At 39.2% G+C, this 24898-nt stretch carries 19 protein-coding genes, 1 tRNA gene and 2 rRNA genes; 6 read left to right on the forward strand and 16 right to left on the reverse strand.

Annotated elements, in window-relative coordinates; all coding sequences use genetic code 11:
* From I573_RS00005 to I573_RS00050, 10 genes are all read right to left on the reverse strand, one after another.
* A 23S ribosomal RNA gene (locus I573_RS00005) occupies positions 1-1626 on the reverse strand; the annotation flags it as partial.
* Positions 1627-1852: 226 nt separating this feature from the next.
* A 16S ribosomal RNA gene (locus tag I573_RS00010) occupies positions 1853-3409 on the reverse strand.
* 511 nt (positions 3410-3920) lie between these two features.
* Positions 3921-5423, reverse strand: coding sequence for a HAMP domain-containing sensor histidine kinase (locus I573_RS00015; protein ID WP_016184496.1), 1503 nt, complete (start codon positions 5421-5423; stop codon positions 3921-3923).
* On the reverse strand, positions 5423-6109 hold the full coding sequence (locus tag I573_RS00020; RefSeq protein ID WP_016184497.1) for a response regulator transcription factor: 687 nt from the start codon (positions 6107-6109) through the stop codon (positions 5423-5425). The genes I573_RS00015 and I573_RS00020 overlap by 1 nt, the downstream gene beginning before the upstream one ends.
* Positions 6110-6238: 129 nt before the next feature.
* Positions 6239-7657 carry an NADP-dependent phosphogluconate dehydrogenase gene (gene gndA, locus I573_RS00025; RefSeq protein WP_016184498.1) on the reverse strand — a complete coding sequence of 473 codons (1419 nt, stop codon included), beginning with the start codon at positions 7655-7657 and terminating at the stop codon, positions 6239-6241.
* A 164-nt stretch (positions 7658-7821) separates the two neighbouring features.
* Positions 7822-8001: a 50S ribosomal protein L32 gene (gene rpmF, locus I573_RS00030; protein WP_016184499.1), complete on the reverse strand. Its 180-nt coding sequence runs from the start codon at positions 7999-8001 to the stop codon at positions 7822-7824.
* A gap of 57 nt (positions 8002-8058) precedes the next feature.
* On the reverse strand, positions 8059-8613 hold the full coding sequence (locus tag I573_RS00035) for a YceD family protein (protein WP_016184500.1): 555 nt from the start codon (positions 8611-8613) through the stop codon (positions 8059-8061).
* A gap of 159 nt (positions 8614-8772) precedes the next feature.
* Positions 8773-10539 carry a pyruvate kinase gene (gene pyk, locus I573_RS00040; RefSeq protein ID WP_016184501.1) on the reverse strand — a complete coding sequence of 589 codons (1767 nt, stop codon included), beginning with the start codon at positions 10537-10539 and terminating at the stop codon, positions 8773-8775.
* A gap of 67 nt (positions 10540-10606) precedes the next feature.
* The gene (gene pfkA / locus I573_RS00045) at positions 10607-11569 is read right to left on the reverse strand and encodes a 6-phosphofructokinase (protein WP_016184502.1); all 963 of its coding nucleotides are present in this window, start codon (positions 11567-11569) and stop codon (positions 10607-10609) included.
* Between the two features lie 141 nt (positions 11570-11710).
* A complete protein-coding gene (locus I573_RS00050) occupies positions 11711-15013 on the reverse strand; it encodes a DNA polymerase III subunit alpha (RefSeq protein WP_016184503.1) in 3303 nt (1100 codons plus the stop codon).
* A 97-nt stretch (positions 15014-15110) separates the two neighbouring features.
* Here I573_RS00050 and I573_RS00055 point away from each other — a divergent pair, with 97 nt between their 5' ends.
* Entirely contained in the window at positions 15111-15290 is a 180-nt protein-coding gene (locus I573_RS00055) for a YjzD family protein (RefSeq protein WP_016184504.1), read from the forward strand.
* Positions 15291-15345: 55 nt separating this feature from the next.
* Here I573_RS00055 and I573_RS00060 read toward each other — a convergent pair whose 3' ends face one another.
* The gene (locus I573_RS00060; protein ID WP_016184505.1) at positions 15346-16539 is read right to left on the reverse strand and encodes a multidrug efflux MFS transporter; all 1194 of its coding nucleotides are present in this window, start codon (positions 16537-16539) and stop codon (positions 15346-15348) included.
* Between the two features lie 167 nt (positions 16540-16706).
* Positions 16707-18143 (reverse strand): NCS2 family permease, encoded by a 1437-nt coding sequence (locus I573_RS00065; RefSeq protein ID WP_016184506.1) that lies wholly within the window; start codon positions 18141-18143, stop codon positions 16707-16709.
* Between the two features lie 255 nt (positions 18144-18398).
* On the opposite strand from I573_RS00065, the gene I573_RS00070 reads away from it, so the two are divergent.
* Positions 18399-19202, forward strand: a complete 804-nt coding sequence (locus I573_RS00070) for a Cof-type HAD-IIB family hydrolase (protein WP_016184507.1) — start codon at positions 18399-18401, stop codon at positions 19200-19202.
* Between the two features lie 12 nt (positions 19203-19214).
* On the opposite strand, the gene I573_RS00075 is transcribed toward I573_RS00070, so the two are convergent.
* The 4 genes from I573_RS00075 to I573_RS00090 all read right to left on the reverse strand — a co-directional run bounded on the left by I573_RS00075 (position 19215) and on the right by I573_RS00090 (position 20896).
* Positions 19215-19733, reverse strand: a complete 519-nt coding sequence (locus I573_RS00075) for a P-loop NTPase family protein (RefSeq protein ID WP_016184508.1) — start codon at positions 19731-19733, stop codon at positions 19215-19217.
* 11 nt (positions 19734-19744) lie between these two features.
* A complete protein-coding gene (locus tag I573_RS00080; RefSeq protein WP_016184509.1) occupies positions 19745-20068 on the reverse strand; it encodes a DMT family transporter in 324 nt (107 codons plus the stop codon).
* Positions 20069-20161: 93 nt separating this feature from the next.
* Positions 20162-20248: transfer RNA gene (locus tag I573_RS00085), tRNA-Ser, on the reverse strand.
* 90 nt (positions 20249-20338) lie between these two features.
* Positions 20339-20896, reverse strand: coding sequence for a TetR/AcrR family transcriptional regulator (locus tag I573_RS00090; protein WP_016184510.1), 558 nt, complete (start codon positions 20894-20896; stop codon positions 20339-20341).
* Between the two features lie 180 nt (positions 20897-21076).
* Between I573_RS00090 and I573_RS00095 the strand changes: the two genes are divergently transcribed.
* The 4 genes from I573_RS00095 to I573_RS00110 all read left to right on the forward strand — a co-directional run bounded on the left by I573_RS00095 (position 21077) and on the right by I573_RS00110 (position 24874).
* Positions 21077-21835 carry a threonine/serine exporter family protein gene (locus I573_RS00095; protein ID WP_016184511.1) on the forward strand — a complete coding sequence of 253 codons (759 nt, stop codon included), beginning with the start codon at positions 21077-21079 and terminating at the stop codon, positions 21833-21835.
* On the forward strand, positions 21832-22290 hold the full coding sequence (locus tag I573_RS00100) for a threonine/serine exporter family protein (RefSeq protein ID WP_016184512.1): 459 nt from the start codon (positions 21832-21834) through the stop codon (positions 22288-22290). Before I573_RS00095 ends, I573_RS00100 begins: the two co-directional genes overlap by 4 nt.
* A 127-nt stretch (positions 22291-22417) precedes the next feature.
* The gene (locus I573_RS00105; protein ID WP_016184513.1) at positions 22418-23017 is read left to right on the forward strand and encodes a TVP38/TMEM64 family protein; all 600 of its coding nucleotides are present in this window, start codon (positions 22418-22420) and stop codon (positions 23015-23017) included.
* Positions 23018-23077: 60 nt separating this feature from the next.
* Complete coding sequence (locus I573_RS00110) at positions 23078-24874, forward strand: glycerophosphoryl diester phosphodiesterase membrane domain-containing protein (RefSeq protein ID WP_016184514.1); 1797 nt, start codon at positions 23078-23080, stop codon at positions 24872-24874.
* Positions 24875-24898 lie beyond the last annotated feature (24 nt).

The raw sequence follows: 24898 nt of genomic DNA on the forward strand, positions 1-24898 counted from the left end.
CACTAGAAGCTTTTCTTGGCAGTGTGACATCAGGAACTTCGGTACTATTATTTCCCTCCCCATCACAACTTGTCCTTGAAAGTGAAAGCATTTGACTCTCACTAAGACTTGTTGCTTGGACAGACATTTCCGATCGTCTGCATTCCTTAGCCTCCTGCGTCCCTCCATTGCTCAAACAAAAACAACGAGTACAGGAATATCAACCTGTTGTCCATCGCCTACGCCTGTCGGCCTCGGCTTAGGTCCCGACTAACCCTGGGCGGACGAGCCTTCCCCAGGAAACCTTAGTCATTCGGTGGACAGGATTCTCACCTGTCTTTCGCTACTCATACCGGCATTCTCACTTCTAAGCGCTCCAGCAGTCCTCACGGTCTACCTTCAACGCCCTTAGAACGCTCTCCTACCAGTGTACCAAAGGTACACTCCACAGCTTCGGTAATATGTTTAGCCCCGGTACATTTTCGGCGCAGGGTCACTCGACTAGTGAGCTATTACGCACTCTTTAAATGGTGGCTGCTTCTGAGCCAACATCCTAGTTGTCTGTGCAACCCCACATCCTTTTCCACTTAACATATATTTTGGGACCTTAGCTGGTGGTCTGGGCTGTTTCCCTTTCGACTATGGATCTTATCACTCACAGTCTGACTCCCGGATATAAATGAATGGCATTCGGAGTTTATCTGAATTCGGTAACCCGAGATGGGCCCCTAGTCCAAACAGTGCTCTACCTCCATCATTCTTAAATCCGAGGCTAGCCCTAAAGCTATTTCGGAGAGAACCAGCTATCTCCAAGTTCGATTGGAATTTCTCCGCTACCCACACCTCATCCCCGCACTTTTCAACGTACGTGGGTTCGGTCCTCCAGTGCGTTTTACCGCACCTTCAACCTGGACATGGGTAGATCACATGGTTTCGGGTCTACGACTACATACTAAAACGCCCTATTCAGACTCGCTTTCGCTACGGCTCCGCCTCTTCAGCTTAACCTCGCATGCAATCGTAACTCGCCGGTTCATTCTACAAAAGGCACGCCATCACCCATTAACGGGCTTTGACTTGTTGTAGGCACACGGTTTCAGGATCTATTTCACTCCCCTTCCGGGGTGCTTTTCACCTTTCCCTCACGGTACTGGTTCACTATCGGTCACTAGGGAGTATTTAGCCTTGGGAGATGGTCCTCCCGGATTCCGACGGAATTTCTCGTGTTCCGCCGTACTCAGGATCCTCCTAGGTGCATACCAAATTTCGTCTACGGGGTTTTTACCCTCTTTGACTGACTTTTCCAAGTCATTCGACTATCTGATCGTACTACCATATTGGAGTCCTACAACCCCAAGATGCAAGCATCTTGGTTTGGGCTTTTCCCGTTTCGCTCGCCGCTACTCAGGGAATCGAATTTTCTTTCTCTTCCTGCAGGTACTTAGATGTTTCAGTTCTCTGCGTCTACCTCTAATCAGCTATGTATTCACTGAAAAGTAACATCCTATAAAAGATGCTGGGTTCCCCCATTCGGAAATCTCTGGATCATAGCTTACTTACAGCTCCCCAAAGCATATCGGTGTTAGTCCCGTCCTTCATCGGCTCCTAGTGCCAAGGCATCCACCGTGCGCCCTTATTCACTTAACCTTATCAACCTTACGGTTGGGTTTTAATCATTGTCTTCTAGCGATAGAAGATGATTAAGAAAAATAAGCAATTGAACGTATTAAAAAACTCATTCAACGCGGTGTTCTCGGTTTGTTTTGATTTCTTTACTTCAATATCCAGTTTTCAATGAACAAATTATTTGAGAGTAAACCTCTCAAAACTGAACAAAGTGGAAACGACCTGTGTATTCCGTAATATTCCTTAGAAAGGAGGTGATCCAGCCGCACCTTCCGATACGGCTACCTTGTTACGACTTCACCCCAATCATCTATCCCACCTTAGGCGGCTGGCTCCAAAAGGTTACCTCACCGACTTCGGGTGTTACAAACTCTCGTGGTGTGACGGGCGGTGTGTACAAGGCCCGGGAACGTATTCACCGCGGCGTGCTGATCCGCGATTACTAGCGATTCCGGCTTCATGTAGGCGAGTTGCAGCCTACAATCCGAACTGAGAGAAACTTTAAGAGATTAGCTTAGCCTCGCGACTTCGCAACTCGTTGTATTTCCCATTGTAGCACGTGTGTAGCCCAGGTCATAAGGGGCATGATGATTTGACGTCATCCCCACCTTCCTCCGGTTTGTCACCGGCAGTCTCGCTAGAGTGCCCAACTAAATGATGGCAACTAACAATAAGGGTTGCGCTCGTTGCGGGACTTAACCCAACATCTCACGACACGAGCTGACGACAACCATGCACCACCTGTCACTTTGTCCCCGAAGGGAAAGCTCTATCTCTAGAGTGGTCAAAGGATGTCAAGACCTGGTAAGGTTCTTCGCGTTGCTTCGAATTAAACCACATGCTCCACCGCTTGTGCGGGCCCCCGTCAATTCCTTTGAGTTTCAACCTTGCGGTCGTACTCCCCAGGCGGAGTGCTTAATGCGTTAGCTGCAGCACTGAAGGGCGGAAACCCTCCAACACTTAGCACTCATCGTTTACGGCGTGGACTACCAGGGTATCTAATCCTGTTTGCTCCCCACGCTTTCGAGCCTCAGCGTCAGTTACAGACCAGAGAGTCGCCTTCGCCACTGGTGTTCCTCCATATATCTACGCATTTCACCGCTACACATGGAATTCCACTCTCCTCTTCTGCACTCAAGTTCTCCAGTTTCCAATGACCCTCCCCGGTTGAGCCGGGGGCTTTCACATCAGACTTAAAGAACCGCCTGCGCTCGCTTTACGCCCAATAAATCCGGACAACGCTTGCCACCTACGTATTACCGCGGCTGCTGGCACGTAGTTAGCCGTGGCTTTCTGGTTAGATACCGTCAAGGGATGAACATTTTACTCTCATCCTTGTTCTTCTCTAACAACAGAGTTTTACGATCCGAAAACCTTCTTCACTCACGCGGCGTTGCTCGGTCAGACTTTCGTCCATTGCCGAAGATTCCCTACTGCTGCCTCCCGTAGGAGTCTGGGCCGTGTCTCAGTCCCAGTGTGGCCGATCACCCTCTCAGGTCGGCTATGCATCGTTGCCTTGGTAGGCCATTACCCTACCAACTAGCTAATGCACCGCGGGTCCATCCATCAGTGACGCAAAAGCGCCTTTCATCACTCTACCATGCGGTAAACTGAATTATGCGGTATTAGCACCTGTTTCCAAGTGTTATCCCCCTCTGATGGGCAGGTTACCCACGTGTTACTCACCCGTTCGCCACTCCTCTTACTTGGTGAACCGAAGTTCGATAAGTAAGAAGCGTTCGACTTGCATGTATTAGGCACGCCGCCAGCGTTCGTCCTGAGCCAGGATCAAACTCTCATAAAAAAATTTGAAACGATCTACGATCGTTAAGCTCTAAATTGACTTTGCTAGCAATAATTGCTTGCTGTTTTGTTTTGCTTCTATTAAATAGAAACACCTTACACTATTGGTTCGTTTGCTTGCTTTGTTCAGTTTTCAAAGGTCTACATCGTCGCTTCAGCAACTTCTTTATTATAACTCATCCGAAATTCAAAGTCAACTCTTTTTTAAAAGTTTTTTTCATTCGATTGATTTGAAATTGCTTCAACAACTTCTTTATCATACTACATCGTTTGTTATTTGTCAAACGTTTTTTTATTTTAAAATCAACGTTTGAGACACAAATATCTTTTCGACTTTGTTATAATATCATGTTGTTTTTTTAAAGTCAACTCTTTTTATCTAAAAGTTTTATGTTGATCACTTTCGTAAAAAATGTTTTAACGACAAAAAATAATATAACAAGTAATCTGATAAAATGCAAGTATATTTATTGCTTTTGTTAAAAAAAAGCAATAAAGAAGAAATTTCTTCTTTATCGCTTGGTTTCATGAGTATCGATAGGCAATCCAATTCTAAAAATTGTACCTTGATGTAAAATACTTTCTACACGAATCGTCCCTTTATAATTCTCAATTAGTTTTTGAGAGATTGCTAAACCTAATCCATTTCCACCTTTAGTTCGGGCGCGTGCTTTATCCACACGATAAAACCGATTAAAAATTTTGGCTTTGTCCTCTTCTGAAATTCCTTCACCAAAATCTTGAATCGCAATTTCCAACATTTTTTGACTAGACGATACCGTTACATGAACCTCTTTACGATCTGTAGAATATTTTACAGCATTATCCATAATAATCACTAAAATCTGTTCAAAATGATTTCGATAAATTCGAACTGTTTTTTCTTGCGCTAGATCATCATCTAATGTAAATAAAAAATCGGGATACAACATTTTAAAATTATTAAACACTTGGTGAACTACTTCTTTAGCTTTTGAAGACTCATTTGCATAATGCACATCTACTTGCTCTGCACGAGATAAATCTAACATTTCTTGAACCAATACTTTCATACGACTGATTTCTTGCATACTTGCAGACAATGATTCTTCTAAAATCTCAGGATCATTTTTCCCCCAACGATCAAGCAAGCGTAAATGACCTTCGATAACCGCAACTGGAGTGCGCAGTTCATGGGAGACATCTTCCACAAATTGCTCTTGTTGTTCAATATACGAACGCATCCGATCCAACATTTCATTAAAAATTTCTGCTACATCGGCTAATTCATCACTAGTATGAAGTTCTGGCATATGAATATTTGATTGTGGATCTTTACGAATTTCTTCCATCGTATCTCGCAATACTTTTAATGGTTTTAAAAAATAGGCTGAAAGCAAGTACCCTAAAAAGCTACTTAACACAAACGAGATAATTTCGAGGATGAATAATGTGATCAACAGTCGCTGCTTGATTTCATCTAATGAAGTTAATTCATAGAACGTTTGAACATACCCAATGATTTCACGTGTATCTTTCGATTGAATTGGTTTTACTGTAATAAAACCAGTTTCCCCTTTAACATTCATAATCGTTGGTTTTTTTAACGTTGTTTGTTCAAGCGGTAAATCGTCTTTTTGTGTTTTAAATACCAATTCTTCATCCAAATTGTAAACATATAAACTTACCGCAGGCTGTCCTAAATCCGAAATAAATGGATCGATATCCATCAAAATGCCTTCTATAGTAGACGTTCGGTCATAAATACTATTTTCTCCATTGTTACTATTGGTTAAATTACGATAGGTTTCTACCAAATTTAGCGTCCGATTTGCATTAGCCAAACGAGATACAGCTTCGTTCGTTGTTTGCTCGGCATTTTTACGTTCTTTATCTACAAATAAATTAATCGATGATTTATACGTAATAATAGCGAAGACTGTAAAGACGACAAATATAAATAAAGAACTAGCCAGAGCCCACTTTATCGTCAAAGAGAGCCCTTTTAGTCCTTTAGTCTGTTTAGATTTTTTCATCAAGAACGCATCACATATCCTGTACCACGAACAGTTTGGATATAGCTTTCCTCACCTGGTACATCGATTTTATTGCGCAAATAACGGATATAGACATCTACAACATTTGTTTCTACTTCTGTTTCGTAGCCCCATACCTTATTTAATAATACATCACGCGCTAACACTACGTTTACACTTTCCATTAATGTAAGCAACAATTCGTATTCACGTTTTGTTAATTCGATTACTTCAGCACCACGGCGAACCACGCGATTTTCTTTTTCAATAACTAAGTCGCGGTACGTGATGGTTGTTTGTTTTGAGATATTTTTGTCACTTTCAATATCGATTCGGCGCAATAACGCGCGAAGGCGAGCCAATAATTCTTCAATTGCAAATGGTTTTACAATATAATCATCTGCTCCATGATCCAGTCCAGAAACACGATCAATCACGGAATCACGTGCTGTCATCATAATAATAGGTGTATTTTTCACTTGGCGAATACGACGGCATACTTCTAAACCGTTTAATTCAGGCAGCATCAAATCTAATAAGATCGCATCCCATTCATTATTTAACGCAGCATCTAATCCTGTACGTCCATTATAGTGGACATCTGTTGTATAACCTTCGTGTTTTAATTCTAACTCAACAAAACGAGCTAGGTTCTTTTCATCTTCTATAATTAAAATATTGCTCATCTATTCAATTTTTCCCTTCTATTCAAATGCATTGGCGTTTAAGGTAACAGTTCGATTTTAACATGAACTAGGCAATAAAAAAAGAGATTGACCCCAAACATTTTGTTTAGGGCCAACTCTGAGCAATATTTATTCTTCTGTATACCAAGAATAATGGAAGATTCCTTCACGATCTGTACGTTCGTAAGTATGTGCTCCAAAGTAATCTCTTTGTGCTTGAATCAAGTTTGCAGGTAAACGTTCTGAGCGATAAGAATCAAAGTACGCAATCGCAGATGAGAATGTTGGAACTGGTACACCAGCTTGAACAGCTAGAGCTACCACTTCACGTACTGCTTGATGATATTTCGTTGTAATATCTTTAAAATAATCATCTAATAATAGGTTTTCGATATCTGGATTTGTTTCATAAGCATCCGTGATCTTTTGTAGAAATTGAGCGCGGATGATACATCCTGCACGCCAAATTTTCGCGATTTCACCAAATGGTAAATCCCACTCATATTCTTTTGATGCTTTACGTAATTGTGCAAATCCTTGAGCATAACTCATGATTTTACTGAAGTATAACGCTTCACGAATTTTTTCGATCAATTCTTTTTTATCACCATCAAAAGTCATTTCAGGTTTTGCCAATACTTTGCTTGCTTGTACTCGTTCTTCTTTATATGCAGAGATATAACGCGCGAATACAGATTCTGTAATCAATGGTAATGGTACACCTAAGTCTAGTGCACTTTGGCTTGTCCATTTCCCAGTACCTTTATTTCCTGCAGCATCTAAGATTACATCTACGATTGGTTGACCAGTTCCTAGATCATCTTTACGTGTTAGAATATCTGCTGTAATTTCGATTAAGAAGCTATCTAATTCGCCCGTGTTCCACTCTTTAAAGATATCTGCCATTTCATCAACAGAAAGACCTAGCAAGTTTTTCATCAAATCATATGATTCTGCAATCAATTGCATATCACCATATTCGATTCCATTGTGTACCATTTTAACGTAATGTCCTGCACCATTTGGTCCGATATAAGTTACACAAGATTCTCCATCTTCTGCTTTTGCAGCAATTTCTTCTAAAATAGGCGCAACTAAGTCATACGCTTCTTTTTGTCCACCAGGCATGATTGATGGTCCTTTTAACGCACCTTCTTCTCCACCTGATACTCCAGCACCAATAAAATTGATACCTGAATCCGCTAATGCTTCACTACGGCGAATTGTATCTTGGAAGAATGTATTCCCACCATCGATCAAGATGTCCCCTTTATCTAAATGAGGGAGTAAAGATTGAATTGTTGCATCTGTTCCTTTACCCGCTTGAACCATCATTACGATACGACGTGGTTTTTCAATTGATTGTACAAATTCCTCAACAGTATACGTTCCTTTTAACTGTTTGTCTGGATGTTCTGCAACAACCTCTTCTGTTTTTGAACCTGTACGGTTGTATAACGCTACAGAATAGCCGCGGCTTTCAATATTCAAAGCTAGGTTTTTACCCATTACCGCCATTCCGACAACGCCGATTTGTTGTTTCGTCATGTACATTCCTCCTAATTGCGATCAATACAAATTTCTCTTTTATTATAACGTAAAATCTTTATTAAATAAACTATCGTATCCGGAATCTTCTGAAAACAAAAAAATAAACCCAAGGCTCCATGGTTAGCCTTGGGTTTGAACGTCATTTTCTCTTAAAAAAGGACTTATGCTTCTTTTGAAGCTACATCTTTACCATCGTAATGTCCACAATTTGAACATACGTGATGGCTTTTTTTCATTTCACCACAGTTTGCACATTCGTTTAAACCGTTAATTGTTAATTTGTAATGTGTACGGCGTTTTGCCTTTTTCGCTTTTGAAGTTCTTCTAGCTGGTACTGCCATGTCTTACACCTCCTTGTAATGAGAAGCAATAATAAATTATTGCGATTTATTCCAATCTTACTCGTTATCTTCTTTAAACAAATCCGATAATTTCGCAAGACGAGGATCTACTTTTGTTTCTTGCTCTTGTTCCATTTCCTCTTGATATTGCTCTTGCGATAACACTGTCCATCCTTGTCCAGATGGGAGTTCTTTCCCTTCTTGTTCTTCCTCTGTTAAGATTTGTAACGGAATCGAAAGTACAATGTTGTCAGCTACAGATTCATCCAGATCGATCGTTTGCGTTTCGATGAGTAAAACATCGTGCGCTTCAACTTCATCCGATCGTTTCTGAAACTGCTCCGGTGTCATAAACAGTTCATCAACTGAAAATGACAGTGGGTAGCGAACAAGTTCAAGTGAGCGGGTCGATGGAATGTCCAAAACAGTCTCCAATTTGTAATGTAAAATATAGGAATCTTCACTAGGTGCGATAAATCCTACTACACGAACTGGATCAGCATTTTGAATCATCGAATCTTTTTGTCGCAATAATTCCGCTACGTCTAATGTTTCATCAAACTCTAGTGGTGTACCACGATATTTAGATAATTCTTGTAATGACCATTTCATTTTTTCCACCTCTTAAGCAACAAAGGTTATTATACAGGGCTTAAATTGGTTTGTCAATGTATTTTTCTTGACACCTTTTCATCTTCTTTGTCACTGTATTTTTTACCAAAGAAAAAGATTGCATACGATTAAACGTAAGCAATCTCTTGTCCTTAGCGATTAGATAGCAGTTGTTTCTCCACGGTAAACAATTCCACGACGAGAATCTACAGTTACTAATTCTCCATCTACGATTGTTGTAGTTGCATCTTTAGCCCCTACGATTACAGGAAGATCTTTTGCGATCCCTACAACAGCTGCGTGAGAAGTTAAACCACCATCTTCTACAACTAATGCAGCAGCTTTTTCGATTGCTGGCATGTATTCTTTATCTGTAGTTGGTACTACTAATACCATACCATCTTGTGCTTTTGCAATTGCTTCAGCAGCAGTTGAAGCTACAACAGCATTTGCGATTACTGAACGTTCGCCAACACCTTGCGCTTCGATCAATTTAGAACCGATCATTTGAATTTTCATTACGTTTGTTGTTCCACGTTCACCAACTGGTACACCAGCAGTGATCAAGATTAAATCGCCTTCTTTAGCAAACCCTAATTCAACGGCTTTTTTCGTAGCTAATTCAAACATTTCATCTGTTGTACTTGGTTTTTCAGTTACAGTTGGGAATACACCCCAGTTTAACATCAATCCGCGTTTTGTACGTTCATCAAATGTTACAGCTAAGATATCTGCATCTGGACGGTATTTAGAAATCATTTTTGCAGTATGACCAGATTCAGTCGCTGCTACGATACATTTAACATTTAAGTTTTTCGCTGCACGGGCAACAGATAAACCAATTGTTTCTGTAACGTCTGTTTTATCGAATTGGTTGATTTGGAATGAACCTAAACGATTTAAGGCTTTTTCTGCTTCACGGTCAATACGAGCCATAGTTTCAACAGCTTCGATTGGGTATTCACCATTTGCTGATTCACCAGATAACATTGTCGCATCTGTTCCATCAAATACAGCATTGGCAACGTCTGATGCTTCCGCACGTGTTGGACGTGGGTTGTGTTGCATAGACTCTAACATTTGAGTCGCTGTAATAACAGATTTACCAGCAGCGTTACATTTTTTGATGATATCTTTTTGAACCATTGGTACTAATTCAGCTGGGATCTCAACACCCATATCTCCACGGGCAACCATGATACCATCAGAAACTTTTAAAATTTCGTCGATATTGTCGATACCTTCTTGAGATTCAATTTTAGAAAAGATTTGAACATGTGTCATGTCTTTTTCTTCTAAGATTTCACGGATTTCTAATACGTCTTGTGCTTTACGAACAAAACTTGCTGCGATAAAGTCGATATCGTTGTCACAACCAAAACGAATATCTTCTGCATCTTTTTCAGTGATCCCTGGTAAGCTGATGGATACGCCTGGCGCATTAACCCCTTTACGAGAACCTAAAAGACCAGCATTTTTAACAACCGTTACTAATTCACGGTTTGCTTCATCTTTTTCAGTAATTTCCATATCGATTAAACCATCATCGAATAATACGTGTCCACCAACATGAACATCGTCAAATAGTCCTGGATAAGTGACTGCGATTTTTTCTTTGTTTCCTTCTAAAGAAGCATCCATTGAAATGCGTACAACATCGCCAATTGCAAATGCAATTTTGCCGTTTTCTGTTCCTTGAACTGTTGTTCTGATTTCTGCACCTTTTGTATCTAATAAGATGGCAACATCTTTACCAGTTGCTTTCACAGCGTCACGAACTAAAGTCATACGATCTAGTTGTTCTTGATGATCTCCATGAGAGAAATTGAAACGGAATACGTTCGCACCTGATTCAATTAATTGAGAGATGATCTCTAGTGTATTACTTGCTGGTCCTAATGTACTAACAATTTTCGTTTTTTTCATTGCAAGATTTGCTCCTCTTCATTGTTTATTAAAATTGGCGATTATGCCAGTTTTAGCTAAGTTAATGTTACACAGATAATTCACGGTTCAATTGGTATAAAGATAGATCTGGTTTGTGTTTATTGTTTTCTAATGTATCGATAATATCAGCTGCGACAACTTTATTATCTAACATCCCAACACATAACCCACCTTTTCCTTCTTTTAACAAGTCTACAGCGTATCCACCGAATTTACTTGCTAACACACGGTCACGTGCACTTGGTGAACCCCCACGTACGATATGTCCTAAAATAGAAACACGCGTATGGAAATCACCATATTTTGACAATTCTTCAGCGAATTCATTTCCGCCCATCACACCTTCAGCCAAGACGATCAGACAGTGTTTTTTCCCACGATCGCGGCCTTCTTGAATGCGTTGTGCGACTTCTTTCATATCGAATTCATGCTCTGGAATGATGATTTCGTCTGCTCCGCCGGCAACACCTGCCCAAAGTGCAATATCACCTGCACCGCGTCCCATTACTTCGATCACAAAGGTACGAACATGGGAAGTTGCTGTATCGCGAATGCGGTCTAACGCATCTAATACAGTATTGATCGCTGTATCAAATCCAATGGTAAAATCTGTTCCAGGAATATCATTGTCGATTGTACCTGGAATACCCACTGCTGGAAATCCACGTTTTGTCAATGCCATTGCGCCATGGTATGATCCATCGCCACCGATAACAACTAATCCTTCAATACCGAATTTTTTTAATTGCTCGATTCCTTTTAATTGTCCTTCTTCTGTAGCAAACTCTGGATAACGTGCAGAGTATAAGAATGTTCCACCACGTTGGATTTTATCTCCTACGTCTGGAATATCTAAACGACGAATATCTCCAGCTACTAGCCCTGCATATCCGTAATTGATTCCATAAACTTCAATTCCTTCGTAAATTGCTTTACGAGTCACTGCGCGAATTGCCGCATTCATCCCTGGTGCATCCCCACCACTGGTTAAGATTCCGATGCGTTTCATCTACGTATTCACCTCATTAGTTTATTTGGTTAGATTTTCAATTCTTTTTGCTTTAACCACAAACAGTATTCTACCATTTTTCTGATTGAATGTCTTGAAATAACATGAAAAAAGTCAAATAATGCGCTTTAATTGAAAAAATCAATTGAAAACTACATTTTCATTTCCTAACAATTCTTTGATTTTAGTTAACGCTTCTGTGGATGGATTGATCCAAAAGCGTTCTTCTAATATTTTTTGCTGTTTTTGTACTTCGTAATACATTATGACAGGTGTTTTGCCATGAAATTGTTCAAGTACTTCCGCAAGGTGTTGCAATAGTTCTGGATCATTTGTCGCATGAGTGATTCTTAAAAAGCAACTTTCTTTGGTAAATGTCGCAAGCAGATCCTCCGCACGCTCGATTTTTCGAGCAATTAATTGTAATTGTTGGTTGAACGTACTGCGTTCCACTTTCCCTTCGATTAAATAAATGCCATCTTGTTCAAGAATTGTGCGCTTTGTTCGGTATAATTCCGGAAATACCGTGACCGAAAGTTCAGCCGTCTGATCGACCATATCTAAAAAAGCCATTTTTTCGCCTTTTTTTGTTCGAATTTCTCGACTAGTTTTGATCGCACCCAATATTTTTACGTAGTTTCCTTCTATAAGATCCACCATCGACTCTACATGAAAAGGTTTACGTAGCTTATCGAACCGATCTAGAGGGTGTCCTGATAGATACAGGCCAAGATACTCTTCTTCAAATGCCAAACATTCTTCTGGCGTGTACTCTTCTACTTGCGTTACTTTTAATGGCATCATCTGCAACAGTTCTAAACTACCCGCACTAAATTCTAGATTTTGCAAGCGCCCTGGTAATTCTTCGACTGCTTGATGTCGATTTTGAACCACTTCATCAAAGACGCCGATCTGAATCATCGGACGTAGTAACTCTTCTTTTAAAAAACGTGCATGGGTCGATTGCATTCGTAATAAAAATTCGTCAAAAGACGTAAACTTCCCTCTCGCTTTTCGTTCATCCAAGACCGCCTGAACAAAATCACGACGAATCCCTTTGATTCCACCTAATCCAAAGCGAATACTCGCAGGGTTTACTAAACTAAATGTTGTATAGCTGGAATTAATTGCCGGACTAAGCAAGTGAATATGATATCGTTTTGCTTCATTCGCGTATTCTCTAACTTTTTTTGGTTGATGCTGAACGGATTGCATCAACGCTTTAAAAAAAGCTAGTGGATAATGCACTTTTAAAAAAGCCATTTGGTAGCCAATGATTGAATATGCAAATGCATGTGATCGGTTGAATCCATAATCTGCAAAGCGTTCGATATATTCATAAACTACTTTAGCTGTATGGGCTGAAATCCCATTTTTATTCGCGCCTTGATAAAAATGCTCTCGTTCTGTTTCTAAAATCGCACGGTTTTTCTTTCCAATCGCTCTACGCAATAGATCCGCTTGACCTAATGTGTATCCAGCTAGAGTCGAGGCTACTTGCATGATTTGTTCTTGATACACCATCACACCGTACGTCGGTTGCAAAATAGGTTGTAATGCAGGATCTGGATAGACGATTTCTTCTTTTCCTTTTTTACGTGCAATAAACGTATCGATCATCTGCATAGGTCCTGGACGATACAGTGCATTGACAGCAGCAAGATCTTCTAGTGTTTCTGGCCCCAATTTTTGTAGCACTTGACGAATTCCACTTGACTCAAATTGAAAAATCCCTGCCGTATCTCCTTTTTGAAACAACGAATAGGTCGCTTCATCTTGTAAAGGAATCATTTCTTGCGTAAACGGTTTTCCAGTTAGATATTCCACACCACGCAAAGTATCATCAATGATCGATAAATTCCGCAATCCTAAAAAATCCATTTTCAATAATCCAATTGCTTCGACTGCATACATGGTCCATTGCGTTAAATAGATGCTATTGTTTCCCATTTGTAAGGGAACGATTTCCCATAGACGACGATCGCTGATCAAGACTCCAGCAGCATGCGTGGAAACGTGCCGGGGCAACCCTTCTACTGCACATGCTACTTGATAAAGCAGTTGATTCCGCTCGCTCATATCCACTAAATCACGAAATGCTTTTGATTCCTGATAGCCTTGGGTCAAGGTGATCTTCAAACGATTCGGTAATGCATTGGACCAACGATTGGCTTCACTTTGCGACAATCCAAATACCCGACCCACATCTCTTAGCGCCATTTTCGCCGCCATCGTCCCAAATGTTGCGATCTGGGCTACATAATCTGCACCATATTTTTCTTTTACATACAGCAGAATCTCTTCGCGATGATTGTCTGGAATATCTAGGTCAATATCTGGCATTGAATACCGTTCAGGATTTAAAAAGCGTTCAAATAACAATCTATATTCGATTGGGTCTACTTCTGTGATACGTAACAAGTATGATACTAAAGATCCTGCAGCTGAACCTCGCCCTGCTCCAGTAACGATATTCTTACGATGCGCAAAATCCATAACATCCCAAACGATCAAGAAATAATCGTCAAATCCCATTTTATGAATGACGTCAAGTTCATAAGCTAAACGCTCCTCATACTGCTTTTGATTGTGGACCTTACGAAACTGCATTCCCTGATCGCATAATTCCTTTAATTTTTGAGCAGCCGTTTGCTTCTCAAGTGGATACTTTGGTAAATAGGCTTGTTCCATTGGAATTATGTAGTGTTCTTTTGTAAAATAGTGGCTATTTTCTAATGCTTCAGGATAGAAATTAAATAGTTGCTCCATCTCACTTGGCGAACGCAAACTCGCACTTAGTTCGGCTTGCTTTTCAATAATCGTTGTGCTCGCTAATTTTTCACCGGTCGCAATCGCTTCTAAGACTCGAAGTGTCAAGGCTTCTTGAGACGACAAACTCGTCAACGGTTCAACCGCTATCGGACGAATCGTTGTTTTTTGTATCATGGAATAAAAAACGTCATCTTTTGATGAGTTGTGTTTTGGCATAATCCCAATAAATAAACGACTTGAATCAAACGCTGGCCCAATTAAGGCTTGATTTGGATCTTGACCTTGTGCGATACAATCGAACCATTCATTTTTCTCTTCTATTATGAGTGTAAGGTGATCGAGATCAAGCTGTGCATCCCACGTCTCATTTGTCATCTTATAACTGGAGAGCATGAGCAATTCACGATAACTTTTTTCATTTGTTGCAAATGCATGAATTTGATACTCCTCTTTAGTCACTTGAGAAGTATACTGTAAACTGACACCAAAAATCGGTGTGATGTTTACTTTCTGACAAGCTTGTTGAAACTCTATTAAGCCATGAACAGTGTCTACATCACAAATCCCTAAATGTGTATAACCTAGTTCATGTGCGTTTTGGACATAGTCATGGATCCGAATCGTACTTTTTAAAAGGGAATACGCCGAACGGGTGACAAGCGGAATATACAATGAAATCTCTCCTTTAGATTTAATTACAGAGTTCTTTACAACCATTTATTTTGTGGTACACTTAAGGCGAAAACCGTTCAAGAAAGAAGGAATCACGATGCGCTATATTGTTACGCTATTTTGGACTTTAATCTTAGGTCAAGTCGTGGGCTATCTAGGTAGTTCTCTTATGACTCAGCCCTACGATTTCAAAAGTTCGTTGTTCGTCTCTTTATTTGTTGCAGTAGTTATTATCTTGTTTGGTACATTAGGTACAGATAAAAAAGCCACATCTTAAGTATAAGAAAAAACCAGTTACTTTATTGTAACTGGTTTTTCTTATTTTTCAATCGTTAACGATAATGAACCCCTTTTCGGAAATTGAAAAATGACATGATGATATTGAGTACTACAAATGCACTAGTTGCCCAAAATACAGCAGCGTAGCCAAAACTATACGCTACGGTCGAACCAACCATTGGACCTAAGACTTGACCAAAGTTACTAAACATTTGATTGTAACTATAGATTCGACTTACTCCTTCTGTAGGTGTAATTTTACTAATCAGCGTATTCACTGATGGCATTAATGCGCCAGTTGAAAATCCAAGTAAAAAGCGTAACACGCCTAACTGGAAAGGATTTTGGACAAATCCCATTGGAATGAAACAAATCAATGAAAACAGTAATCCACCCATTAACACTTTATGATTTCCGATTCGATCGCCTAAACGGCCTAAAATTGGAGAAGAGATCATAGCAGATACACCTGCAATCGAGACGATCACACCACTTGTAAATAAGACATTTTGCGGATCTTTACTTAATGAACGAATATATAACGTTAAAATAGGACTGATACTTGTAATCCCTAATTGGATGATCAATGAGGTCAAAAATAAACCAAACAGTAAGCGGACGTTTTTCATTTGTCCAAGAATGTCACGCATCGAAAGCATATCCGTTTTTTCTACAGGTTCAAAATCTTCTTTAACAGCAAAAATCGTCAATAATAGCGTGATCAATAGTACAGTTCCTGTAATTAAAAAAACATTTCGAATACCAAACACTTCAGCTAATACTCCACCCATTAATGGTCCAATCAAACTACCTGCAATCGCTCCAGTAGCCAATGTCCCTAATGCCCATCCACTTTTTTCCTTTGGTGCTTGTGAAGCGATCAAAGCCGTTGCATTTGGGATATATCCTGATAATACACCCGTTAGAAAACGCATGATCAATAACCAATACACATTAGGAACAAATGCTAATGATCCCATCGTTAGCGTCATCCCAGCAGCTGCACGGATCATCATCAATCTACGCCCCTTGCGATCAGCTAAAGTTCCCCAGATCGGTGCCACGATCGCAGCAGCAAAAGCCGTTACCGAAATCGCTAGACCTGCAAACAATTCTACCTGACTTTTTTGCGCACCTAATTGTTCTACATATAATGGAATAAAAGGCATCACCAAACTAAAACTTGCACCAGTAAAAAAACAACCAATCCATGAAATATACAAATTTCGTTTCCAGTCTACTTTCATACACAAACCTTCTTTCTTTATCACTATAGCGTATTTTCACTGGTAAAAACAACTACAAGAAACTAGAAAAAGGTAATTCTAATTACTTCTTATCATTCCTATCCTTTTATGCAAAAAATAAAAAAAGTGAACGCAGATCTGCGTTCACTTGTAGATTTAGGTTAAACTTATAAAATCGCTAGAATGATAAAATTTAAAATAAATAAAGCATCGATTACCCAAATAACTGGAGACACTTCTTTTATTTTCCCTTTTATTAATTTTACAACTAAAAAGACAATAAAACCAGCAGCGATTCCATATGAAATACTATAGCATAGTCCCATAAATATTGCGGCAAAAAAGGCAGGTAATGCTTCTTCCAAATCAGACCAATCGATATCCTTAAATGAAGCAAGCATCATCACACCTACTAAAATCAATGCTGGCGCAGTTGCTTGATTTGGGACGATTGAAATCAATGGAGAGAAGAAACTACTGATCCCAAATAAAATAGCGACTACAACTGAGGTTAACCCTGTACGACCACCTGCTCCAATCCCAGCAGCAGATTCTACATACGTCGTTGTATTTGACGTTCCTACTACTGCCCCTATCGAAGTAGCAATCGCATCAGCAAATAATGCACGGTCCATTTTCGTATGCAAGCCATTGCCATCTTCTAGAGCTGTTTCGTCTTGTTTTGAAAAAATCCCTGTTCGGCGTCCTGTTCCAATAAACGTGCCAATCGTATCAAACGTATCAGACAAACTAAAGGCAATAATCGTCAAAATCACTTGTGGAATACGTGCAGAATCATGAAACAATGACCGCATCCCTTGTTCTCCAAAAGCTGCACCAAACGTTGTACCTAACTCTTTAAAGGAATTCCCTAAAGAGTCTGCTTTCCAATTCACTGCACTTAAATCGACTACTCCCATCACAATTCCAATAATCGTGGTGAGCACGATCCCAATAATTACTGCCCCTCGAACATTTGCCACGACTAATGCGAGCATTACAAATAATCCAATCAATGATAGTAAGATTTCTGGAGTATTGAAGTTGGCTAAAGCCGGTACGATTCCTCCATTCATCGAAACGGCTGCAGCCTTTCCATCAACTATTGTTGCGTCTGTAATCGTTGTGCCACTTGCTGAAAAATGAATTAAATTCGCATTTTTCAAACCAACATACGCTACAAAAATCCCAATTCCACCACCAATAGCGTGTTGTAGACTTTCAGGGATGGAGTGAATGATCAATTTACGAATTTTCGTAACTGTTATAAAAATATTGATCAACCCACAAATAAAGACCATCGCAAGCGCTTCTTGCCATGTATACCCTAACCCAATAACTACGGTAAACGTAAAGAAGGCATTTAATCCCATACCCGGAGCTTGTGCATAAGGGACATTAGCGAACAATCCCATAATCAACGTGCCGATCATCGACGCAATCACAGTTGCTAAAAAGACAGCTTGAAAAGGCATGCCCGTTTGCGATAATAATGACGGATTGACAAATAATATATAACTCATTGCAAAGAACGTCGTAACTCCTGCCATAATCTCAGTTGAGACATTGGTGTTGTTTTCCTTTAATTTAAACAATTTTTCCATACGTACACTCCCATATTTAATTTCAAATCCAAACAAAAAATCTTTAATTACCACTTTTCGTTCGCTTATTAAACCTAACGAAGTTGATTATAATCATTCTCCACTTGTAAAACAACAAAATATTTATATTAAATTATATTTTATTTAAAAATGTTCGTGTTTAATTAAAAAGAAAATTATTATAGTTTGTTATTTCTAAAGATTATGGTAAACTAAGTAAATATTTGGATAGGAAAGAAAGGACACAGTGTATACATGACAAAAAAATTAATCGCAATTGATTTAGATGGTACAACATTAAACGCGCAATCTTTGATTACTGCACGTACACAAGAGATACTAACGAAAGCACGTCAAGCAGGGCATATTGTAAGCATCGCAACTGGACGACCTTATCGCATGAGCGAACAATTCTATCGTCAGTTGAATCTCGATTCACCAATGGTCAATTTTAACGGTGCTTTAGTTCATTTACCTGAACAAAAATGGCCTTATGAATCCGAACACTCGATCGATCGTGAAATTGCTTTTTCCATTTTAGAGCAAAAAGCAACATTTAATTTAGACTTTGTGGCAGCCGAAAATCGAGAGTCTTTTTACGTCGATCAAATCGAAGGTGTCGAACCACACTTTTTTGCGACACAACAAATCACTGAACAAAATTTGATGAAACATTTAAAAACAAATCCCACTTCATTACTACTAAAAACACAGCATGAATTTGCAGCGGACGTATCTAGCCGATTGATGGAACAATTCAATAAAGAAATCGACGTACGTACTTGGGGTGGCCCAAATGCAATCTTGGAAGTCGTGCCAAAAGGAGTTCAAAAAGCGATGGGCGTCGATATCATTGCAAATTCTTTAGGTATCAAGCAACAAGATGTCATTGCCTTTGGGGATGAACATAATGATTTAGAATTACTCGACTATGCTGGTTGGGGCGTAGCTATGAAAAACGGCACCGATCAACTAAAACAAGTGGCAAACGATCAAACAATCAAAACCAATGATGAAGATGGTCTAGCCGACTACTTAGAACGCTATTTATCTCTATAAAAAAAGCTGATCCTAATGTGGATCAGCTTTTTTTAACGTTTGGTATACGTGATCAAGTTGCTTTTGATTGTAAATGACTGTCACTTTATTTGGATACATCCTTGCAATCTGTTGAAATGCTTGCCTTCTAGAGCGAGTCCTTCCCTCATACAAAATCCACCAGATAAAAGCTAAATCAAATTTTTCTGGGCAGTCTTCGGCCATATCCGGTCGAACTTTCCCATAATAGCGTAACGTTCGCTTGAGGACACGTGCCAAACAACGCCAACGTGAAAAGAGCAATACATAAATACGATCAGCTTGTTCTAAACGTTCTTCGTAAAAAAACTCACGATAATTCCCATCGATGATCCATTCCTTTTCTAACGTCTTCTCAACTATAGCTAAAGAATCTTGCGGATTTCGTTCTTTCCAACCTGCATCAAAGTGGACTTGGTCTAAATACAGTGCTGGAGTTTGATAGATTTTAGCTAACGTGTTGGTCAAAGTCGATTTTCCACTTCCACTATAGCCCATAACTGCTATTTTCATTCGTCTCCTCCTTAATGACTAGATCCGAAATAATTCACCAAAAGCGTTCCTACAATAATCAATCCGATACCTAATGCAGTCGGTAGATTAATGCTCTCTTTCCAATACACAATCGAAAACAACGTAATCAATAAAATCCCAACCGCTCCCCATAATGCATACGCAATATTCAATGGTAGGTACGCTAGACTTTTAGATAAAAAATAAAAACAAACTCCATAGACGAGCAAACTCATCGCGCTCATGGATAATTTCGTAAAGCCAAGAGATGCTTTAAGTAAGTTCGTGGCAATCACTTCACTAATAATAGCTAGTGTTAAATACAGATATCCCATCTACTCTTCCTTTCTATCTTGCTAGTTTTATATAAACTCGAAAAAAAAGCACGCTACTCATAAAAGTAACGTGTAATCTTTCTTGACTTGTTAAGGAGAGTACGGGATTTGAACCCGTGCACCGGTTATCCCGGCTCGCTGGATTTCGAGTCCAGTGCATTACCACTCTGCCAACTCTCCATTGTTCCTACAAGTTCATTTTTCTACTTTTTGATAGGTTTGTCAAGTCAAAAACAGAAGGTAGCTTCAACTCAAACCACCTTCTTGATCTTACTTATTTTTTTCATCTTTCAATACACCTTCGATTACTTCATCAATAATCACGGCTTGTTGATCACGCGTAGGTTCAATAATGCCTGCTTTACGCAACTGAGCGATGCCTGTGACCGCCATCCAAATCCCATCGTGCATTCGACTGATCTGGCGTTCGGTTAGATTTTGCAATTTCTTGTGTGAAGTGATAACGAGCTTGAATTCTTCTAGTGACCGTCTATACAACATTTTTCCTGATCCAGAGTTATCGAAATACAACGCATTAAATACTTTTGGGTATAAACGTGCAAAATCGATATACGTCGTGCATACATCTAACAACAAGTCTTCAGATTCTGGGATCTCGTTCATTTTTTTGATCATATCTTCTTGGATCCACTTGATCAAAGCAACTTTCAAATCTTTCATACTTTCAAAATGAAAATAAATCGGTTGAGTCGACCCTCCCATTTTCTTTGCGATATTTCGCGCAGTAAAATGGTCAAACCCACTATCAGCCGCAAGATCAAAAGCTGCACGCAGAATCTGTTCTCTTGTATAAACCTTATGGCGCATAAACTCCCTCCTAGCGTGAAAAAGAATATAAAAAAACTCTTCCTACTCTTATTCTAAAAGATAACGCGAAAAAAGCAAATATAAATTGTTATTTTTCTAATTTTTTTAACAACAAAAAAGCTTGTGCCTTTTTTTAATACACTGTACACTACAACTAAATCGTTATTCAAGGAGTGTATTATGTCGAATCCAAAAGACCTTTTGATTGAGACTTGCTTACTTGCAGGTCGTATTATGATGGAAAATGGTTCCGAAGTCTATCGAGTAGAAGATACGATGGAACGCATCGCAAAAAATGCTGGAGAGGTCAATAGCGTAAGTTATGTTACAGCTACAGGAATTTTTATGAGTTTGCGCAAGGACCACTTTACTCAAGTCGAAAATGTGGGGGACCGCATTATTAATTTAGAAAAAGTCGTGGCTGTAAATCGTCTCTCACGAGAATTTGCCGAAAAAAAAATCGACTTAGCAACACTTAATGCTCAGTTAAAACGAGTTAATCCAGATACCCCTACTTTTCCATTTTGGTTACAAGTATTAGGAGCAGGAATTGTTAGTAGTACACTAATGTATGTATTTGGCGGTACTTGGGCAGAATTTATTCCGACCTTTTTTGTCGGGGCGATCGGCTTTTATAGTGGGACGTGGATCAAAAAACATGTCACGATGCGCTTTTTCGATATGTTTTTTGCAGCCTTTGTAATTGGTGTGCTCGCCATTGTATTTGCCCATTTCTTTGCAAATATGAATCCAGATCATATCATCATCGGTGCAGTCATGCCACTTGTCCCAGGTGTCGCGATCACCAATTCATTTCGTGATATCTTTGCCGGACATATGATCAGTGGTCAAGCGCGTGGAGTTGAAGCCGTTATCGTTGCCTCGGCTATTGCAATCGGAATCGCCACAGTTTTGACGCTTTTAGGAGGTTTATTATGATCGATTGGTTGATCCAATTAGGATTTAGTTATAGTTGTACCGTAGCGTTTGGAATTTTGACAAATGTTCCTAGACGAGCGTTAAACGGTTGTGGAATTACTGGTATGATTGGCTGGTGTGTCTTTTTATTGATGCGACAACATCAATTTGGGATCGGTTCCTCGAATTTCTTTGCAGCGTTTTTGATCGGTGTGATCAGCATTTATTTTTCGCGCTATAAAAAAATGCCTGTCATTATCTTTTCTATCCCTAGTCTTGTTCCTTTAGTTCCCGGTGGTCCTGCTTATCAAGCTGTTCGTGAATTTGTACTAGGAAATTCAGCTTCTGGTTTCCAATATGTCGTCATCGTTATTTTAACTTCTGGTGCGATTGCTTCAGCATTTATGCTAACTAGCCTGGTAGAAAATATCGTCTTACAATGGCAACAACGGTACAAGAATCCGTCTAAAGGATGAGGAATTAACTAGTACTGATTTAGTATACTAATATATGTAAAATTCAGTAAAAATGAATGGATTTTGATAGTATTTTTTCTTGATTGTCGTTATGATAGAAAAAAGGACCATAAAAGGGGAGTGACTTATGAACGTTGCAGTATCTAGAAAAATCATGAATAGTTTGTCCATTGCTGGAATTGGAATTTCGGTGATATTTGCCATTTATCTCTATCGGCTAGGCGTCTTTCAGGATATGGATTCGATGCGCGGATTGGTCGGAGACTCCGTCATTTTAGGGCCAATCGTATTTATCTTTATCCAAATCATTCAAGTGGTCGTCCCCATCATTCCTGGTGGAATCTCAACTGCAGCAGGTGTCTTGATCTTTGGACCTTATGCAGGGTTTATCTACAACTATGTCGGGATTTGTTTAGGTTCGATCATTATCTTCTTGTTGGCTCGAAAATATGGGAAATCTTTTATCTTAAGCTTTGTTAGCGATGCAACGTTTGAGAAGTATTCCCGTTGGCTTGAAAATGACAATCGATTTGCTAAATTATTCGCCATTGCGATATTCTTACCTGTAGCACCAGACGACGTTTTATGTTTAATGGCGGGTTTAACAAAAATGAGTACGAAGCAATATACATTGATCATTTTACTCGCAAAACCTTTTTCAATCTATCTATATAGTTTAGCTTTAATTTATGGCGGACAATTTTTATCCGGATTATTAGCGACATAACACAAAAAGACGTCACGAATATGTGGCGTCTTTTACTCTCATGTAAAGTAGGGATTTAGTATGAAAATTTTACGCAGACAACTTCAATTAACCTATCATTTTTTAAAACAAAGCCATCATTCTTTTCGCGATGTCTTGGTAGTCCATGGATTGATGTTGTTTATTGTCATTCCTGGGTTAACGGCGACGGTCAAATTTTTACTGGCATCTGGAGATATTACGTATTTAGCACTCGACCAATTTTTTTGGTTACTCACACACCATCCTTTTGTTGTAGCAAGTTTGATCGGTGTTGGCATTTTGATCTTACTCGCCGTCTTTTTTGAGTTTACTTTTTTACTGTTTAGTATGTATTTTATTCAAAAAAAACAACGCATTCGTCTCACGCAACTGTTACGTTTAAGTATCCAACAAATGAAAAAAATACGTGTCAGTGTGCTGGTTTTCTTTCTTCTTTACTTTGTTTTACTTTTGCCGATTGGAACTTTTAATTTCCGTTCTGATCTGCTCGCTAAGATTCAGATCCCAGCCTTTATCATGGATTACATTTTTGCCAATCGCGTAAGTGTTATCGCAAGCTTTGTTGTTGGTTACCTTGTTCTCCTCTATTTAGGTATTCGTTTTTTATTCGTATTACCCGAATTGATTTTCAACAATAAGAAAGTCGGTGAAGCCATTGAAATTAGTTGGACACTGACGAAAAAACGCCTTTTCTTTATTTTTTTCACCTTTCTAGGCATTACTTTAAGTATTTTAGCCATTAATGCACTAGCCTTTATTCTATTGATTTTTATCCAAAATCTATTTGATAGCTATTTACCAAAATATGCGCTAATTGCTGCGGTGTTTATCATGTTTTTTATGCAAGCTGCACTACTGCTCAATGTCGTATTAACTACAATCAGCAGTTTTTACTTTATCATCTTCATCCTTGACCAAGAACAGCGACTACCCGAGCAATTGATCCCACTACCGTCTCATATTGCGGCAACGTTTTCTACTTGGCAAATGATTGGACTAGCGTTAGTCGGAAGTTTATTTGGAGTATCCGTTGGTCTTTACAACTACGACTACTTAAATCATGCTCAACTTTCCGTACCGCTAACGATCTCGCATCGCGGGGTCTCAAATGGAAACGGCATTCAAAACACACTCGCAAGTCTAGCTAAAACGTCTACAACCTATCATCCAAATTATGTCGAAATGGATGTACAAGAAACAAGTGATCATCACTTTATCGTCTACCATGATTTTTCTTATCGAAACCTGGCCAAGACAAGCTTGGTTCCAGAAGAAAACACATTAGAACAAGCACTCTCTCTTCAACTAAAAGAAAATGGTCAAGTTGGAAATATTGCCTCTTTTGATGCGTATTTGAAAGAAGCCAAACGATTAAACCAAAAATTATTGATTGAAATCAAAACGCAACAAAAAGATAAAAAAGGCTTAGCTGAACGCTTTTTAGCCAAATATAAAACGGAGATCGATGACCAACATCATCTCGTGCAATCGTTAAATTATCAAATCGTTGAAACAATCAAAACACAAGCACCAGAGATCACTGTGGGTTATATCTTGCCATTTAATTTAGTGGGTCCTCCAAAAACGCAAGCTGATTTTTTAGTGATGGAAATGACCACCCTCACTTCTCAATTTGTTACTTCCGCTCATCAAGATGACAAAAAAGTCTTTGTGTGGACACCAAATGATATTGGCCAAATGGAACGCATGATGTTTTATGGGGTCGATGGAATCATTACCGATCGGATGGATCTATTGAACGAAGCCAAAAAAATCGAAACTACAGAAGAGTCTTATGCCGATAAATTGGCATACTTTGTTGTCGGCATTGGTTAAAATATTCTGATAATTTACTTATAA

The sequence above is a fragment of the Enterococcus sulfureus ATCC 49903 genome (assembly GCF_000407605.1).
Classification (GTDB): Bacteria; Bacillota; Bacilli; order Lactobacillales; family Enterococcaceae; genus Enterococcus_G; species Enterococcus_G sulfureus.